This window comes from Aeromonas sp. 30P, assembly GCF_051919805.1.
GTDB lineage: Bacteria > Pseudomonadota > Gammaproteobacteria > Enterobacterales > Aeromonadaceae > Aeromonas > Aeromonas veronii.
Window position 1 is genome coordinate 2501 of the sequence record NZ_JBQBEA010000001.1, and the last position, 16508, is coordinate 19008.

Below are 16508 nucleotides of genomic sequence, written 5' to 3' on the forward strand. Positions count from 1 at the left end.
GGGGATTAGCCCTTAAGCATCTTGGAAGTTAGTGGAACGGTCCTGGAAAGGCCGGCGATACAGGGTGATAGCCCCGTACACGAAAACAACCTTGATGTGAAATCGAGTAGGGCGGGACACGTGACATCCTGTCTGAATATGGGGGGACCATCCTCCAAGGCTAAATACTCCTGACTGACCGATAGTGAACCAGTACCGTGAGGGAAAGGCGAAAAGAACCCCTGTGAGGGGAGTGAAATAGAACCTGAAACCGTGTACGTACAAGCAGTGGGAGCCCTTCGGGGTGACTGCGTACCTTTTGTATAATGGGTCAGCGACTTACATTTTGTAGCGAGGTTAACCGTATAGGGGAGCCGTAGGGAAACCGAGTCTTAACTGGGCGTCTAGTTGCAAGGTGTAGACCCGAAACCGGGTGATCTAGCCATGGGCAGGTTGAAGGTTGAGTAACATCAACTGGAGGACCGAACCCACTAACGTTGCAAAGTTAGGGGATGACCTGTGGCTGGGGGTGAAAGGCCAATCAAACTCGGAGATAGCTGGTTCTCCCCGAAAGCTATTTAGGTAGCGCCTCGGACGAATACTACTGGGGGTAGAGCACTGTTTGGGCTAGGGGGTCATCCCGACTTACCAACCCCATGCAAACTCCGAATACCAGTAAGTAATATCCGGGAGACACACGGCGGGTGCTAACGTCCGTCGTGAAGAGGGAAACAACCCAGACCGCCGGCTAAGGTCCCAAAGTTCTGGTTAAGTGGGAAACGATGTGGGAAGGCTCAGACAGCTAGGATGTTGGCTTAGAAGCAGCCATCATTTAAAGAAAGCGTAATAGCTCACTAGTCGAGTCGGCCTGCGCGGAAGATGTAACGGGGCTCAAACCAGGCACCGAAGCCGCGGATTCATACTTATGTATGAGTGGTAGGGGAGCGTTCTGTAAGTCTGCGAAGGTGTATCGAGAGGTATGCTGGAGATATCAGAAGTGCGAATGCTGACGTAAGTAACGATAAAGGGGGTGAAAAGCCTCCTCGCCGGAAGACCAAGGGTTCCTGTCCAACGTTAATCGGGGCAGGGTGAGTCGACCCCTAAGGCGAGGCCGAAAGGCGTAGTCGATGGGAAGCAGGTTAATATTCCTGCACGACTTGTAATTGCGATGGGGGGACGGAGAAGGCTAGGTGGGCCAGGCGACGGTTGTCCTGGTGAAAGTGCGTAGGTGGTGTTTCTAGGCAAATCCGGAGACACAACACTGAGACACGAGACGAACACACTACGGTGTGGAAGCCATTGATGCCCTGCTTCCAGGAAAAGCCTCTAAGCTTCAGATTACAAGTCATCGTACCCCAAACCGACACAGGTGGTCGGGTAGAGAATACCAAGGCGCTTGAGAGAACTCGGGTGAAGGAACTAGGCAAAATAGAACCGTAACTTCGGGAGAAGGTTCGCTCTTGACAGTGAAGTCCCTCGCGGATGGAGCAGTTGGGAGTCGCAGTGACCAGATGGCTGGGACTGTTTATCAAAAACACAGCACTCTGCAAACACGAAAGTGGACGTATAGGGTGTGACACCTGCCCGGTGCCGGAAGGTTAATTGATGGGGTTAGCGCAAGCGAAGCTCTTGATCGAAGCCCCGGTAAACGGCGGCCGTAACTATAACGGTCCTAAGGTAGCGAAATTCCTTGTCGGGTAAGTTCCGACCTGCACGAATGGTGTAACCATGGCCATGCTGTCTCCACCCGAGACTCAGTGAAATCGAATTCGCCGTGAAGATGCGGTGTACCCGCGGCTAGACGGAAAGACCCCGTGAACCTTTACTACAGCTTGGCACTGAACATTGAACCTACATGTGTAGGATAGGTGGGAGGCTTTGAAGGCGTGACGCCAGTTGCGCTGGAGCCGTCCTTGAAATACCACCCTTGTATGTTTGATGTTCTAACGCAGGGCCCTGAATCGGGCTCGCGGACAGTGCCTGGTGGGTAGTTTGACTGGGGCGGTCTCCTCCCAAAGAGTAACGGAGGAGCACGAAGGTTGGCTAATCCTGGTCGGACATCAGGAGGTTAGTGCAATGGCATAAGCCAGCTTAACTGCGAGACGGACAGGTCGAGCAGGTACGAAAGTAGGTCATAGTGATCCGGTGGTTCTGAATGGAAGGGCCATCGCTCAACGGATAAAAGGTACTCCGGGGATAACAGGCTGATACCGCCCAAGAGTTCATATCGACGGCGGTGTTTGGCACCTCGATGTCGGCTCATCACATCCTGGGGCTGAAGTCGGTCCCAAGGGTATGGCTGTTCGCCATTTAAAGTGGTACGCGAGCTGGGTTCAGAACGTCGTGAGACAGTTCGGTCCCTATCTGCCGTGGGCGTTGGATGATTGAAGGGAGTTGCTCCTAGTACGAGAGGACCGGAGTGAACGAACCTCTGGTGTTCGGGTTGTCACGCCAGTGGCACTGCCCGGTAGCTAAGTTCGGAATCGATAACCGCTGAAAGCATCTAAGCGGGAAGCGAGCCCTGAGATGAGTCATCCCTGACCCCTTGAGGGTCCTAAAGGGCCGTTGGAGACCACAACGTTGATAGGTGGGGTGTGTAAGCGCGGCGACGTGTTGAGCTAACCCATACTAATTACCCGTGAGGCTTAACCATACAACACCCAAGAAGTGTTCTAAGGCTTGTAGCAAATACCAAGCGAACTACTAACTAATTCAGTGATAATGACAAGCAACTAGCAAAGTCGTTATTCACGTCAGCTTTCTAGATTAAGAATTTGCCTGGCGGCCATAGCGCCGTGGAACCACCTGATCCCATGCCGAACTCAGAAGTGAAACGCGGTAGCGCCGATGGTAGTGTGGCATTCGCCATGCGAGAGTAGGACACTGCCAGGCACCCAATTTCAAGATTACGCCCAGCGTGGTCTTTACCGGTTAGTGTGCTGATATGGCTCAGTCGGTAGAGCGCATCCTTGGTAAGGATGAGGTCCCCAGTTCGATTCTGGGTATCAGCACCATTAAATAGAAAGCCTCCCTGAAAAGGGAGGCTTTTTTGCATCTGTCAGTTTTCTTATGTCCCCTTACATTCCCTATTCCGCAACCCCCTCTGCTTGCAGCCGACACTGTTTATCTGCTGATTTGAGTCCCAATTGGTTACTCATTTGACTGTTATTGATGGTTTTATCCAGAGATTTAACCATGATTGATTGACGTAAAACGTTTTACATGTAAAATCCGGCGCGTTTTGCCTATTACGTGGAGAGAGAGCATGGCGCAGGATAACGAATACTGTTTGGGGGCGGTACCCGCCAAAGGGCGCAAAGGTGTGCTGTCGCTGATGCTGGTGATGCTCGGCCTGACCTTCTTCTCTGCCAGCATGTGGACCGGTGGTGCGCTGGGTACCGGGCTGGTATTCGATGACTTCATCAAGGCGGTACTTATCGGCAACTTGTTGCTGGGTATCTACACCGCTTGTCTCGGTTATATCGGTGCCTCAACCGGCCTCTCTACCCATCTGCTGGCTCGTTACTCCTTTGGGGTGAAAGGTTCCTGGCTGCCATCCCTGCTGCTGGGCGGTACTCAGGTCGGCTGGTTTGGCGTGGGCGTGGCGATGTTTGCCCTGCCGGTACAGAAGGCGACTGGGATCGATGTGAACTGGCTGATCGCCATTTCGGGCATGTTGATGACGGTAACCGTCTACTTCGGGATCTCCGCCCTGATGGTGCTGAGCTTTGTGGCCGTACCGGCTATCGCCCTGCTCGGTGGCTACTCGGTCTGGCTGGCGGTGACCTCGACCGGTGGCATGGCTGCACTGCAGCAGGTACAACCAAGCAATCCCATCGAGTTCACCACGGCGTTGACCATGGTAGTCGGTTCCTTTATCAGTGCAGGAACCCTGACCGCCGACTTTGTCCGCTTTGGTCGCAAACCCTGGGGCGCCGTCATGATTACCATGGTGGCGTTTTTTTTGGGCAACACGCTAATGTTCGTCTTCGGTGCAGCTGGTGCGGCGGTAACGGGGCAGGCCGATATCTCGGAAGTGATGCTGATGCAGGGGCTGTTGATCCCCGCCATTCTGGTGCTGGGCCTCAATATCTGGACCACCAACGACAACGCGCTCTACGCCTCCGGCCTCGGTTTTGCCAATATTACCGGTCTCAAGAGCAAGCCCCTCAGCGTGATCAACGGCCTCATCGGTACGGCTTGCGCCCTCTGGCTTTACAACAACTTTGTCGGCTGGCTGGCCTTTTTGAGTACGGCAATTCCGCCGATCGGTGGCATTATCATCATGGATTTCCTGCTCAATCGTGAGCGTTACCGTCAATTTGCCGATCAGCAGTTCGAGACGGTGCGCTGGCAGGCGCTGGTCGCCACGGCAGTCGGGGTGGCTGTCGGCAAGTGGTTGCCGGGCATAGTGCCACTCAACGCGGTATTGGGCGCCGCCTTCACCTATTTCATTCTGGTTCGCCTCACCCAGCGGCCGATTCTGGTACAGGAAGCTAACAAATGCTGATTCAACATATTCGTTTGGCCGATCGGGAAGGGTTTTGGCAGATCCGCTGTCAGGATGGGGTCATCACCGCCATCGAACCCCATGACGAACATGCCGTCGCCGGTCGGGTGCTGGACGGGGAGGGCGGTCTGGCGATTGCCCCCTTTATCGAACCCCACATTCACCTCGATACCACCCAGACGGCGGGCGAGCCGAGCTGGAATCTCTCCGGCACTCTGTTCGAGGGGATCGAGCGCTGGGCCGAGCGCAAGGCGCTGCTGACCCATGAGGATGTTAAACAGCGTGCCATCCAGACGCTGAAGTGGCAGATCGCCAACGGCATCCAGTTTGTGCGTACTCATGTCGATGTCTCCGACCCCAATCTGGTGGCGCTCAAGGCGATGCTGGAGGTGCGGGAGGAGATGAAGGAGTGGGTCGAGCTGCAGATCGTCGCCTTCCCGCAGGAGGGGATCCTCTCCTACCCCAACGGCAAGGCACTGCTGGAGGAGGCGCTCAAGCTGGGGGCCGATGTGATCGGTGCTATTCCCCATTTCGAGTTTACCCGGGAATATGGGGTCGAAAGTCTGCATTACATCTTCGATCTTGCGGAGAAGTATCAGGTTCTGGTCGATGTGCACTGCGACGAGATCGATGACGAGCAGTCCCGCTTTATCGAGACGTTGGCAACCCTGGCCTACGAGAGAGGTATCGGCCATCGGGTGACGGCCAGTCACACCACCGCCATGCACTCCTACAACGGCGCCTATGCTTCTCGCCTGTTCCGTCTGCTCAAGATGGCGGACATCAACTTTGTGGCCAATCCGCTGGTGAACATTCACCTGCAGGGGCGGACCGATACCTATCCCAAACGCCGCGGCATTACCCGGGTGAAGGAGATGCTGGAGGCGAACATCAACGTCTGTTTCGGTCACGATGACGTGTTCGACCCCTGGTATCCCATGGGCACCGCCAACATGTTGCAGGTGCTACACATGGGGCTGCATGTCTGCCAGATCATGGGTTACGAGCAGATCAACGACGGTCTGAAGCTGATCAGCAGCCACAGCGCCCGCACCCTGAATGTGCAGGATCGCTATGGTATCGAAGTGGGCAAACCGGCCAACCTGTTGGTCCTGCCCGCCGAGAACGGCTTCGATGCGGTGCGCCGTCAGGTGCCGGTGCGTTACTCGGTCCGCCACGGCAAGGTGATTGCCCAGACCCGCCCGGCCCAGACCGAAATCGTGCTGGGTCAGCCCGAGCCGATCGATTTTCGCCGCTGAGATTTCAATCAGGCTGGATGTCGATTAGTTCCGCCTCTGGGCACAAGGGCCGCCATTGCGACATAATGGCGGCCTGACCCTGAGGGAGTGACACCATGCAAACCTGGTTCTATGTTGCTGCAGGGGGCGCCATCGGCGCCTGCCTTCGTTTTGGAATTGCCGAACTGATGGCCTTGCTGCTGGGGCGCCACTTTCCTTACGGGACTCTGGTGGTCAACGTGGTGGGCTCTTTCATCATGGGGGTGGCATTCGCCCTCATCAGTCATGGTCATGTGGTAGAACACCCGATGAAGCCGCTGCTGATGGTGGGGATCCTCGGTGCCCTGACTACTTTCTCTTCCTTTGCCCTCGATACGGTGGTGCTGGCTCAACATGGGGCCTATCTGAAAGCGCTGCTCAATATCGGTCTCAATCTCTTCCTCTGTCTGGCCATGGTGGTGCTGGGCATGCAGTTGGTTGCGAGCCGGGTTTAAGGTGTCCGGACGCCAGTGGCTCTGGTAAACTGGCGGCCATTCTTTGCTCTATGGGTGTTTAAGGGATGTCAGAACAAGCAACGACAACGCATTTTGGCTTTAAAACCGTGGCCGCGACCGAGAAGGAAACTCTGGTAGCAGGTGTCTTCCATTCGGTGGCAGCCAAGTATGATCTGATGAACGATCTGATGTCGTTCGGCATCCACCGCCTGTGGAAGCGCTTCACCATCGACTGTTCCGGTGTGCGCAAGGGCCAGAAGGTGCTGGATCTGGCCGGTGGTACCGGTGACTTGACCGCCAAGTTCTCCCGTATCGTCGGCGAGACCGGTCAGGTGGTGCTGGCAGATATCAACGACTCCATGCTGAAAGTGGGCCGCGACAAGCTGCGCAATCTGGGGGTCGCCAACAACGTCTCCTACGTGCAGGCCAATGCCGAGGCGCTCCCCTTCCCGGATAACCACTTCGATGTGATTACCATCGGCTTCGGCCTGCGCAACGTCACCGACAAGGACAAGGCGCTCGCCTCCATGTTCCGGGTGCTCAAGCCGGGTGGCCGTCTGCTGGTGCTGGAGTTCTCCAAGCCGGTCAGCGAAGTGATCGCCAAGCTCTATGATCTCTACTCCTTCAAACTGCTGCCGAAAATGGGCGAAATTGTCGCGAACGACAGTGAAAGCTACAAATATCTGGCAGAGTCCATCCGCATGCACCCGGATCAGCAGACCCTGGCTGGCATGATGGAAAATGTCGGGTTCGAGCAGGTGGAGTACTTCAATCTGACTCAGGGTGTGGTCGCCCTGCACCGCGGTTACAAGTTTTAAGGTTGCCTATGCCGATGGATGCCATGGTCACCGCGGTGATCGAAACCAGCCTCAACCAGTTGCTGGCGCTGGACAAACAGAGCCCGGAGCGGCTGCGCAAACTGGTGGGCAAGGTGCTCAAGCTGGAGCTGCGTGAACTCAAGCCGCTCTGGTTCGTCTTCTCCGAGCGTCGACTGGATGTGCTGGCCCTGCATGAAGGGGAGGCCGATGCGGTGCTCAGTCTCTCCCTGACCGCCCTCGGTCTGCTGAAAGACCCTTCCGCCCTGACCCGCTATATCCGCGAGGAGAAGCTGGATCTGAGCGGTGATCCCCAGCTGGTACAGGCATTCAGCGTGCTGTTGGGCGAGCTGGATATTGACTGGGAAGAGGAGCTGTCGCGCTATACCGGCGACGTGCTGGCCCATATCCTGTTCAGTGGTGCCCGTCAGGCGCGCCGTTTGGTCGGCCGCGAACTGTGCCGCACCCGCAGCCAGCTGGCGGAATATCTGACCGAAGAGGCCCGCCTCGCCCCCGGCCCGCTGGAAGTGGCGAGTTTCAACGATGACGTCGAGGTGCTGGCCCAGCAGCTCAAGGCCGTCGAACTGCGGCTGGCCCGCTTCGAACAGCAGGTGACCTGATGACCCCGAAGGAGTTCAAACGCCTCTATCGCATCATCACCATCCTGCTGGAGCAGGGCATCGACGAACTGGTGCCCGCCCGCTATCAACCCTGGCCGGGTCGTCTGGCCCGTCGCTCCCTGTTCTGGCTCAAGAACAAACAACCGGATCTCAGCCGCGGTGCCCGCATTCGCCTCGCCTTCGAGGCTCTTGGCCCCATCTTCATCAAGTTTGGCCAGATGCTCTCGACCCGCCGCGACCTGTTGCCGCCGGACATTGCCGAGGAGTTGGCCCTGCTGCAGGACAGGGTGCCCCCTTTCTGTGGTCAGGCGGCGCGCCAGCAGATCGAGCTGAGCCTGGGTTGTCCATCGAAACCCTGTTTGACGACTTCGACGAGACGCCGCTGGCGTCTGCCTCCATCGCCCAGGTGCATACCGCCCGCTTGAAGGAGAGTGGCCGCGAGATCGTCATCAAGGTGATCCGTCCCGACATCGAGCCGGTCATCGAAGCCGACCTGCGGCTGATGCAGACGCTGGCCCGTCTGGTGGCCCGTTTCGCGCCCCAGAGCGCGCGGCTGCGCCCCATCGAGGTGGTGGAGGAGTATCGCAAGACTATCCTCGACGAGCTGAATCTGATGCGCGAAGCGGCCAACGCCATCCAGCTACGCCGCAACTTCACCGGCTCCGAGGCGCTCTATGTGCCTGAAATCATCACCGACCTCTGCCGCGAGCAGGTGCTGGTGATGGAGCGCATCTACGGTATTCCGGTCTCCGACATTCCTGCGCTGGAAGCCAACGGCACCAACATGAAGCTGCTGGCCGAGCGCGGAGTAGAGGTCTTCTTCACCCAGGTGTTCCGCGACAGCTTCTTCCATGCCGATATGCACCCGGGCAACATCTTCGTCTCTTACGAACATCCGGAAAACCCGCTCTGGATCGGCATCGACTGCGGCATCGTCGGTACCCTCAATCGGGAAGACAAACGCTATCTGGCGGAGAACTTCCTCGCCTTCTTCAACCGAGACTATCGTCGGGTGGCGGAGCTGCACGTGGAGTCGGGCTGGGTACCGGCAGACACCAAGGTGGACGAGTTCGAGTTTGCCATCCGCACCGTGCTGGAGCCTATCTTCGAGAAGCCGCTCTCCGAGATCTCGTTCGGTCACGTGCTGCTCAACCTGTTCAACACCGCGCGTCGCTTCCATATGACGGTGCAGCCGCAGCTGGTGCTGCTGCAAAAGACCCTGCTCTATGTGGAAGGGTTGGGGCGTCAGCTCTACCCGCAGCTCGATTTGTGGCAGACCGCCAAGCCGTTCCTCGAGAACTGGATGCACGAACAGGTGGGGCCAAAGTCGGTATTGAACGCCATCAAGGAGAAGGCGCCATTCTGGGCGGAGAAGCTGCCGGAGCTGCCGGAGCTGGTCTATGAGACCCTGCGCCAGACCCGTCATCAGCAGCGTCATTTCGACCAGATGTTTGCCGAGTTCCGCCGTCACAGCCGTCGGCAGGGGCAGGCCCGCTACCTCTTAGGGGTTGGAGCCAGCCTGCTATTGGCGGGTGTATTCTTGCTGACCCAAAAACAACATATTGAGTGGGGACAAGCCAGTCTCGCCGGTGCAGCCCTCTGCTGGCTGGTCGGCTGGTTGCGAACCCGTTCCCATTAATCAACAACCGCGCCGTCAGGCGCCTGTTCTGGAGAGAAAATCATGGGTGGTATCAGTATTTGGCAATTGTTGATCATTGCAGTCATCGTCGTGCTGCTGTTCGGTACCAAGAAACTGCGCGGCATTGGCGGTGATCTGGGCGCGGCGGTCAAAGGGTTCAAGAAAGCCCTCTCCGACGAGCCGGCTGATGCCAAGGCCGAGCAGAAAGATGCCGAGTTTCCCCCGAAACAGCTGAACGAAGCGGCCACTCAGAGCAGTGAGACCGCCAAGCAGAAAGACAAAGACCAGGCCTAAGCCATGTTCGATATCGGTTTTTGGGAGCTGGTCGTTATCGGTGTGGTAGCACTGGTGGTACTGGGGCCCGAGCGGCTGCCGGTTGCCATCCGCACGGCTACCCACTGGATCCGCCTCATTCGTTCGACCGCGAACTCGGTCAAGTCCGAGCTGGAGCAGGAGCTCAAGTTGCAAGAGCTGCATAACGACCTCAAGAAGGCCGAACAGTTGCAGATGAGCAACCTGAGCCCCGAGCTGCAGGAGTCCATCGAACAGCTCAAGGCGGCGGCCCAGTCGGTCAATCGCCCCTATCAGGTGGAGAACGAGATCCGTCCGCCACGCCCCGAGCCGGTCGCCCAGGCTGAGCCTGCCACGCCGGTTGAGCCTGCGGTGCAGCTGAGCCACGACGTGCCGCCGGTCAACAGCCAGCGGGAGAGCGAGCTGGTGCCGGTCAGCGACTCCGCAGTAAAAGGGGAGGTGAAGTCATGAGTCAGGCCGAACAACCCCTGATCAGCCATCTGGTTGAGCTGAGAACCCGCTTGCTGCGCTCCATTACCGCCATCCTCGTGGTGTTTCTGGCGCTGATCTACTTCTCCAACAACATCTACGACTTCGTGGCCCAGCCGCTGCTCAGCCAGCTGCCGGAAGGGACCAGCATGATCGCGACGGATGTGGCGACCCCCTTCCTGACGCCGATCAAGCTGACGCTGGTGGTCTCCTTCTTCGTGGCGATCCCCTATCTGCTCTATCAGGCCTGGGCTTTTATCGCCCCCGGTCTGTACCAGCACGAACGGCGCCTGATCATGCCGCTGGTGGTCTCCAGTGCCCTGCTGTTCTATGCGGGGATGGCGTTCGCCTACTACGTGGTGTTCCCGCTGGTGTTCGGTTTCTTCACCAGTACCGCACCCGCAGGGGTGACGGTGGCTACCGATATCGCCAGCTATCTGGACTTCGTACTGACCCTGTTCTTCGCGTTCGGGGTGGCGTTCGAAATTCCGGTGGCCACCATACTGCTCTGCTGGACTGGCGTGACCACACCGCAAAACCTGAAGGAGAAACGTCCCTACGTCATCGTCGGGGTGTTTGTGGTCGGCATGCTGCTGACGCCGCCTGATGTCTTCTCCCAGACCCTGCTCGCCATTCCGATGTGGGCGCTGTGGGAGATAGGTCTGTTCTTCGCCCGTTTCTACGTGAAGAAAGAGGATGAAGAGCAACAGGAACAACCGGATGTGGAGAGCTGAGGCTCTGTTCGTCACCTGTTCGCCGGACGGTGAGAGGATGACGAAGTCCGCAGGAATAGCAGAACGAGGGGAGCTGAGGCTCCCTTCCTCTTTCCATGCTCCCGTTCGAGGCGTATGGTAAGACCCCATTCGGTAGATGGTTTTCGAATACCTGATATGTATTCCTTTTGTTCGGAACGTCTCATTCCATGATCGATATCGGTTTAAACCTGACCAGCAGCCAGTTCGTCGGTGAACAGCCTGAGCTGGTGGCCCGCGCCCGTGCCGCCGGAGTGGAGGCGCTGATCCTCACCGGTACCGATCTGGCTGGCAGCCGCGAGAGCGCTGAGTTGGCCGCCCGCTGGCCGGGCTACTGCTTCTCCACCGCCGGGGTACACCCTCACGATGCCAAGAGTGTCGACGAGACAACCCTGCCCGCCTTGCGCGAACTGGCGGCGTTGCCGCAGGTGGTGGCTATTGGCGAGTGCGGCCTCGACTACAACCGCGACTTCTCCCCCCGCCCGGTGCAGGATGCGGTATTCGACGCCCAGCTGGCACTGGCCGCCGAGCTCCGGATGCCGGTGTTTCTCCACTGCCGCGATGCCCACGCCCGTTTTATCGAGATCCTCCGTCCCTGGTTGCCGAAACTGCCGGGAGCCGTGCTGCACTGCTTCACCGGCTCCGACGAGGAGTTGGACGAGTGTCTGGCGTTGGGTCTGCATATCGGGGTGACTGGCTGGCTCTGCGACGAACGCCGCGGTCAGCTGCTGCGCGAACAGGTGGCCCGTATTCCGGCCGGTCGGCTGATGATCGAGACCGATGCCCCTTATCTGGTGCCGCGGGATCTGAAACCGCGCCCGAAACGCAACGAACCCGCTTTTTTGCCGCACATCGCCCAGGTGGTGGCGGCCTGTCGTGGTGAAGCGCCCGAGGCCTTGCTGGCCCATACCCGGGCCACCTCCGCCGCGTTCTTCCAACTTCCTCTCCAGGAGTGATTCATGGCTACAACTCTTCCGGGCGCCTTTCCGGGCCGCCGCCTGCGCCGTCTGCGCAAACATGATTTCAGCCGTCGTCTGGTGCGCGAGAACGTACTGACCGTCAACGATCTCATCTATCCGGTGTTCGTGCTGGAGGGGGAGAACCGTCGGGAAGCCGTTCCCTCCATGCCGGGGGTGGATCGTCTCTCCATCGATTTGCTGCTGGAGGAAGCCGCCGAGCTGGTGGCGCTGGGCGTGCCCGCTATCGCCCTGTTCCCGGTCACCCCGCTGGAGAGCAAGAGCCTGATGGCGGAAGAGGCCTACAACCCGAACGGGCTGGCCCAGCGCACCGTGCGCGCCCTCAAGGCTCGCTTCCCGGAGCTGGGGGTGATCACCGACGTGGCACTCGACCCGTTCACCACCCACGGGCAGGATGGCATCATCGATGACGAAGGCTATGTGCTGAACGACATCACCACCGAGATCCTGATCAAGCAGGCACTCTCCCACGCCGAAGCTGGGGTCGATATAGTCGCGCCGTCCGACATGATGGATGGCCGCATCGGCGCCATCCGCGCGGCGCTGGAAGAGAACGGCTTCATCAACACCCAGATCATGGCCTACTCCGCCAAGTACGCCTCCTGCTACTACGGCCCGTTCCGCGATGCGGTCGGTTCTGCCGGCAACCTCGGCAAGAGCAACAAGGCCACCTATCAGATGGACCCGGCCAACAGCAACGAAGCCCTGCACGAAGTGGCGCTGGATATTCAGGAAGGGGCCGACAGCGTGATGGTCAAGCCGGGTATGCCCTATCTGGACGTGGTTCGTCAGGTGAAGGATCAGTTCGGCGTGCCGACTTTCGCCTATCAGGTCAGCGGCGAGTACGCCATGCACATGGCGGCGATCCAGAACGGCTGGCTGAAAGAGAAGGAGACCATCATGGAGTCTCTGCTTTGCTTCAAGCGGGCCGGTGCCGATGGCATTCTCACCTACTTCGCCAAGCGCGTGGCGCAGTGGTTGAAGGAAGATGCCCGTTAAGCCGGATTGAAGAGATAAACGAGAGGGGGAGCCGATGGCTCCCCCTCTGTCGTTATGGCTCTCTTTTGGTCACGAGCGGATGATTACAGCTTGGTCCAGGCATCGCTCCAGTGGCTGCCGGTACCCGGTGCATAGTGGCTGGTCGAGCCGCCACACCAGCCGCTGTAGGGCCAGGCTTTGCACTCGTAGTCGCCACCGGCATTGCTGACCCGTTCGCCACTCTGATAAGCGGTGCCCGCAACATAGGCCGGGTAGCTGCCGTTACCACCGTCACCACCCGGAGCCTGTTCCACCAATGCCAGGGTGAAGCGGCGCTCGAAGCCCTGCTTGCTCCCCTCAGCCATGCCCGCCAGCAGCAGCTCGTAACTGCCGGCCGCTAGGCCCGACAGTGCCAGCTGCAGGGAACCCAGACCATCGATCAGGGCGCTGCCGGTGGCGACCGGATTGCCATCCTGCAACAGGGTCGCGGTGACGGTCACCGGGTTGGCGGTGGTCAGCGTCAGACTGAAGTCGAGCGCGCCGTTGACGATGAGATATTCGGCCGCCAGATCGGTGACGGTGAAGTCACTGCTGCTACCGGTAGTGGGCAGAATGAAGTCTCCGCTCAGGTAGGTGAGACCGGTCCAGCCGGAGCTGGTCAGCCAGTGCTTGCCATTGGTCTGATAGACGTTGGGCAACTGGGTGCACTGTTTGTTGTCATTAACGAAGCCGATACCGTAAAAGCCCGCCACATTCTTGTAGCAGAGCTGGCGACCATTCTGGTGCAGCACTGGCTGATCCAGCTTGCCCTTGTGGTGGAGTGACAGCCAGTCAAACTGGTTGATGGCCGAGACCAGCGGCACAAACTGGCCATCGGGCTGACGATAACGGATCAGGGATCCGGCATCACAGAGCAGACCATCAGCCTGCTGTTCGACGTAGCCGTAGTACTGCTCGCCATCCTGGAAGGTGAATCGGCAGAGATTGCCTTTCTCCGACTCCTTGGGGATCCAGCCCATCAGCAGTCGCTCCTGATTGTTCAGGGCCGCCAGCTGCCCGGCACTGAAGTCGCTGCCGTTGGCTACCCAGCCTTGCGGCATGGTGGAGAATTGCATGAAGTAGTGGTCGGTATAGTACATGTGGCTGTCAGCGCGGTGCTTGCGAGCCCCCTGACTGACCGAGTTGTAGCGATAGATGTCATTTTCCGGCTTGTGGAAGCCATTGAGATCATCGTCCAGATAGGGCAGGTCGCCCTTGCGGATATGGTAGTTGGCCATGCCCGTCATCAGGGGATGCCAGCCGTGGCTGCCACGGGCAAACGCGCTCTCATGGCTGTAGGACTTCCCATCGAAGCCGTGGCCAAATTCGTGGGCAATGATGCCCCAGCCGCCGTAGTAGTGGCTGACAAAGTTAAAGGTATCGACCCCGGTGATGCCACCACTCCCCAGCCCGCCCCCCATGGCGGTGATCCCCAGGTTGAGGTAGGGGCGCTTCATCAGGCTGTGGTAGTAGTAGTCATAATCGGCTGCGGTAAAGATCCCGTTCGGCACATAGCTGTTGCCGCCATTGCCGAACATCTCGTAGCCGTTCACCGCCTTGAAGTTGTACCAGACGTGTTTGAACTCCTCGGTCGAGACCATGTAGGCCAGGTTGGTGGCGATGATCAGCCATTCGCGGGCGTAGAGGGCATTGATGGGGCGCCAGGAGCCACTGGTGTTGGTGGCGAAGCGCACGTTCCAGCTTGGCTTGAGGCGTGCCAGCTTCTGGGCAAACGGATCCGAGTTGGAGCTGAACCTGTGCTCGAACTGGGCAGGCAGATTGATGCTGTTGTCGAGCAGGTTGTTGAGATCAAACACGCCATCGCGGCTGGCGCTGTTGAAGCGTCCCTGCTCGCCAAAGGCGCTCAGTGGCAGGGTGATTTGGGCATAGGCGGGCAGGCGATCGAGCTGGCCCAGGATCAGCCACTTGTTGATACCGTTCAGGCGTGACTCGATATTGATGTCATGCAGCTCTCTGGCGGCATAGTTGGTGATGCGCACCGTGTCGTTATCAAGCAGCTCGGTCTTGACCAGCGAATTGATGTTGACCGAACGCTGGGCGCGATCGATCAGCACCTCGTAGGGTTCGTCATTGCGCAGTATGTAGCTGACTGCGGCCGGCATCAGCTGATCGAAGATCAGCGGGCGAGCCGGCAACTGCTCGTCGGCCGTGAAGCTGATCTCCTTGCTCAGCAGCTGGTTGAAACCCAGGCCGCGCTCGTTGGCGGTGACAAGCGCCGAGCCCGCCAGCTGGAGATCTTTCAGCGCCGCCACGGGCTGCTGGTTGATCTCCCGGACAGTAAAGGTCGGGTTCTTGAACTGAAAGTCGTTGGCGATCAGGGTATCGGCATCATGCCACTCGATGCGGTCCTTGAAGTTCACCACCAGCCGATCGCCATCCATGTCGATTTTTTGCAGATTGCTGTCGGCGATCACCTGCTCAGGCGCCAGCGGTGTGTTGCTGGCGATGGCATCAGCCAGTTTGCGCAGGTCATAGATGTAGTAGTTTTTGCCGGCGGTGTGGGCCAGCAGATAGTCACCCACCTGATGGAGTTGCACCAGACGGTGGCTGTATTTTCCTTCAAAGGCGAGCCGACCGGCGATGGGGGTCTTGAGACTGTTCTCCGGCGTCACATCCTGCTGGTGGTAGACCTTGATCTCGCTCAGCGCATCGGCCACCAGCACGTAATCCTGATTGGCAAAGACGGCCTGGGCGCGGTGCAGGCTGTTGCTGCCGGAATCCCGACCGGTTCCCAGGGTGGTGACATGGCGATGTTCATCGGCCAGATCGAAGATATCGACCCGGTGCGAGTAGCGCGAGACCACGTAGAGCAGGTTGTTGCGGACAAACAGTTCGCTGACCTGGTTGTAGGCCGTGGCACTGCCGGTTGCGGTGCCGCGGAGCTCGCCAATCTGCTGGCGGCTCGGGATATCGATAATGGCCACATGGCCCGGATTGCCGTTCTGGCTGACATAGAGCCGATCCTGATAGCGCTCGACCGCCGTGATCAGGCTGGCGTCCAGCCCCAGCTGGTCGGCCGCCAGCTCCTCGCCTTTGTCCATATATTGCAGCGAGGTGGCAAACGAGTTGACGCTGCAGGAGCTGGTCTCCATCACCACCCGGGTGCGTTCGCCATTCTGGATCTGGCCGTGGGGGAAGTACTCCAGCAGACAGCCGTTGCCGTAGTCATAGTTGCCAAAGCGCTTGTTGACCGCTACGACCCCACCGTCGTACCAGGTCAGCTCCCACTCCTCATCGAAGAAATCAAAGACGTTACGAATGGCTGTTTCGTCGAAAAAGTGGGGTTTGGGCAGATCGAACAGGATGTGGTTATCCGCCGTCAGCGGGTAGAGCAGGCCGTTGATGGCAAGGTGGCGCTTGCCATCCTTGATGATCACATTCTGCTCGTCAGCCGCACTCTGATGCAGCGCGGCGAGGAGCGCCGTCATCTGCTCGTAGTGCTCCTGATAGGTTTGTTTGAAATAGGCTTGTTCGCGCTCATCGGCCACGACATGGGCCGACAGCAGCAAACCGAGCAGGGTGGCAAGCTTGGTGGTTCTTGGCATGGTGATTTCCTTATCTTGGTTGTTGTTGGATGTTTTTTGGTGGTTGGCAAGCATGTAAAAGAGAGGGGCTAACCCGTCCGGGTCAGTGCATCCTGCCCATCGGCAGCGTGGCCGACGGGCA

General features: G+C 58.7%; 11 protein-coding genes, 1 tRNA gene, 2 rRNA genes and 1 pseudogene (1 of these 15 cut by a window edge). 14 read left to right on the forward strand and 1 reads right to left on the reverse strand.

The window, feature by feature from the left end; translation table 11 throughout:
• From ACTG2B_RS00015 to hemB, 14 genes and pseudogenes are all read left to right on the forward strand, one after another.
• Positions 1–2632, forward strand: a 23S ribosomal RNA gene (locus tag ACTG2B_RS00015) (it extends 258 nt beyond the left edge of the window).
• 124 nt (positions 2633–2756) lie between these two features.
• A 5S ribosomal RNA gene (gene rrf / locus ACTG2B_RS00020) occupies positions 2757–2871 on the forward strand.
• Positions 2872–2917: 46 nt separating this feature from the next.
• A tRNA-Thr gene (locus tag ACTG2B_RS00025) sits at positions 2918–2993 on the forward strand.
• Between the two features lie 251 nt (positions 2994–3244).
• Positions 3245–4489 carry a cytosine permease gene (gene codB, locus ACTG2B_RS00030; protein ID WP_204419948.1) on the forward strand — a complete coding sequence of 415 codons (1245 nt, stop codon included), beginning with the start codon at positions 3245–3247 and terminating at the stop codon, positions 4487–4489.
• Positions 4483–5748, forward strand: a complete 1266-nt coding sequence (locus ACTG2B_RS00035) for a cytosine deaminase (RefSeq protein ID WP_439994989.1) — start codon at positions 4483–4485, stop codon at positions 5746–5748. The genes codB and ACTG2B_RS00035 overlap by 7 nt, the downstream gene beginning before the upstream one ends.
• 95 nt (positions 5749–5843) lie before the next feature.
• Positions 5844–6221 carry a fluoride efflux transporter CrcB gene (gene crcB / locus ACTG2B_RS00040; protein ID WP_005339378.1) on the forward strand — a complete coding sequence of 126 codons (378 nt, stop codon included), beginning with the start codon at positions 5844–5846 and terminating at the stop codon, positions 6219–6221.
• Between the two features lie 65 nt (positions 6222–6286).
• On the forward strand, positions 6287–7039 hold the full coding sequence (gene ubiE / locus ACTG2B_RS00045) for a bifunctional demethylmenaquinone methyltransferase/2-methoxy-6-polyprenyl-1,4-benzoquinol methylase UbiE (RefSeq protein ID WP_005342396.1): 753 nt from the start codon (positions 6287–6289) through the stop codon (positions 7037–7039).
• An 8-nt stretch (positions 7040–7047) separates the two neighbouring features.
• Positions 7048–7656: a ubiquinone biosynthesis accessory factor UbiJ gene (locus ACTG2B_RS00050; protein WP_439994990.1), complete on the forward strand. Its 609-nt coding sequence runs from the start codon at positions 7048–7050 to the stop codon at positions 7654–7656.
• Positions 7656–9295 (forward strand): annotated as a pseudogene (gene ubiB, locus ACTG2B_RS00055) (ubiquinone biosynthesis regulatory protein kinase UbiB). The gene ACTG2B_RS00050 and the pseudogene ubiB overlap by 1 nt, the downstream one beginning before the upstream one ends.
• Before the next feature lie 42 nt (positions 9296–9337).
• Positions 9338–9589: a Sec-independent protein translocase subunit TatA gene (gene tatA / locus ACTG2B_RS00060; protein ID WP_005339385.1), complete on the forward strand. Its 252-nt coding sequence runs from the start codon at positions 9338–9340 to the stop codon at positions 9587–9589.
• 3 nt (positions 9590–9592) lie between these two features.
• Positions 9593–10057 carry a Sec-independent protein translocase protein TatB gene (tatB, locus tag ACTG2B_RS00065; protein WP_110304509.1) on the forward strand — a complete coding sequence of 155 codons (465 nt, stop codon included), beginning with the start codon at positions 9593–9595 and terminating at the stop codon, positions 10055–10057.
• A complete protein-coding gene (tatC, locus tag ACTG2B_RS00070; RefSeq protein ID WP_040098487.1) occupies positions 10054–10809 on the forward strand; it encodes a twin-arginine translocase subunit TatC in 756 nt (251 codons plus the stop codon). Before tatB ends, tatC begins: the two co-directional genes overlap by 4 nt.
• Positions 10810–10997: 188 nt before the next feature.
• Positions 10998–11783, forward strand: a complete 786-nt coding sequence (locus ACTG2B_RS00075; protein ID WP_213388182.1) for a TatD family hydrolase — start codon at positions 10998–11000, stop codon at positions 11781–11783.
• 3 nt (positions 11784–11786) lie between these two features.
• A complete protein-coding gene (hemB, locus tag ACTG2B_RS00080; protein ID WP_439994991.1) occupies positions 11787–12803 on the forward strand; it encodes a porphobilinogen synthase in 1017 nt (338 codons plus the stop codon).
• An 83-nt stretch (positions 12804–12886) separates the two neighbouring features.
• Here the strand turns inward: hemB and ACTG2B_RS00085 are convergent, their stop codons facing one another.
• Positions 12887–16387, reverse strand: a complete 3501-nt coding sequence (locus tag ACTG2B_RS00085) for a hypothetical protein (protein WP_439994992.1) — start codon at positions 16385–16387, stop codon at positions 12887–12889.
• Positions 16388–16508: the final 121 nt, after the last annotated feature.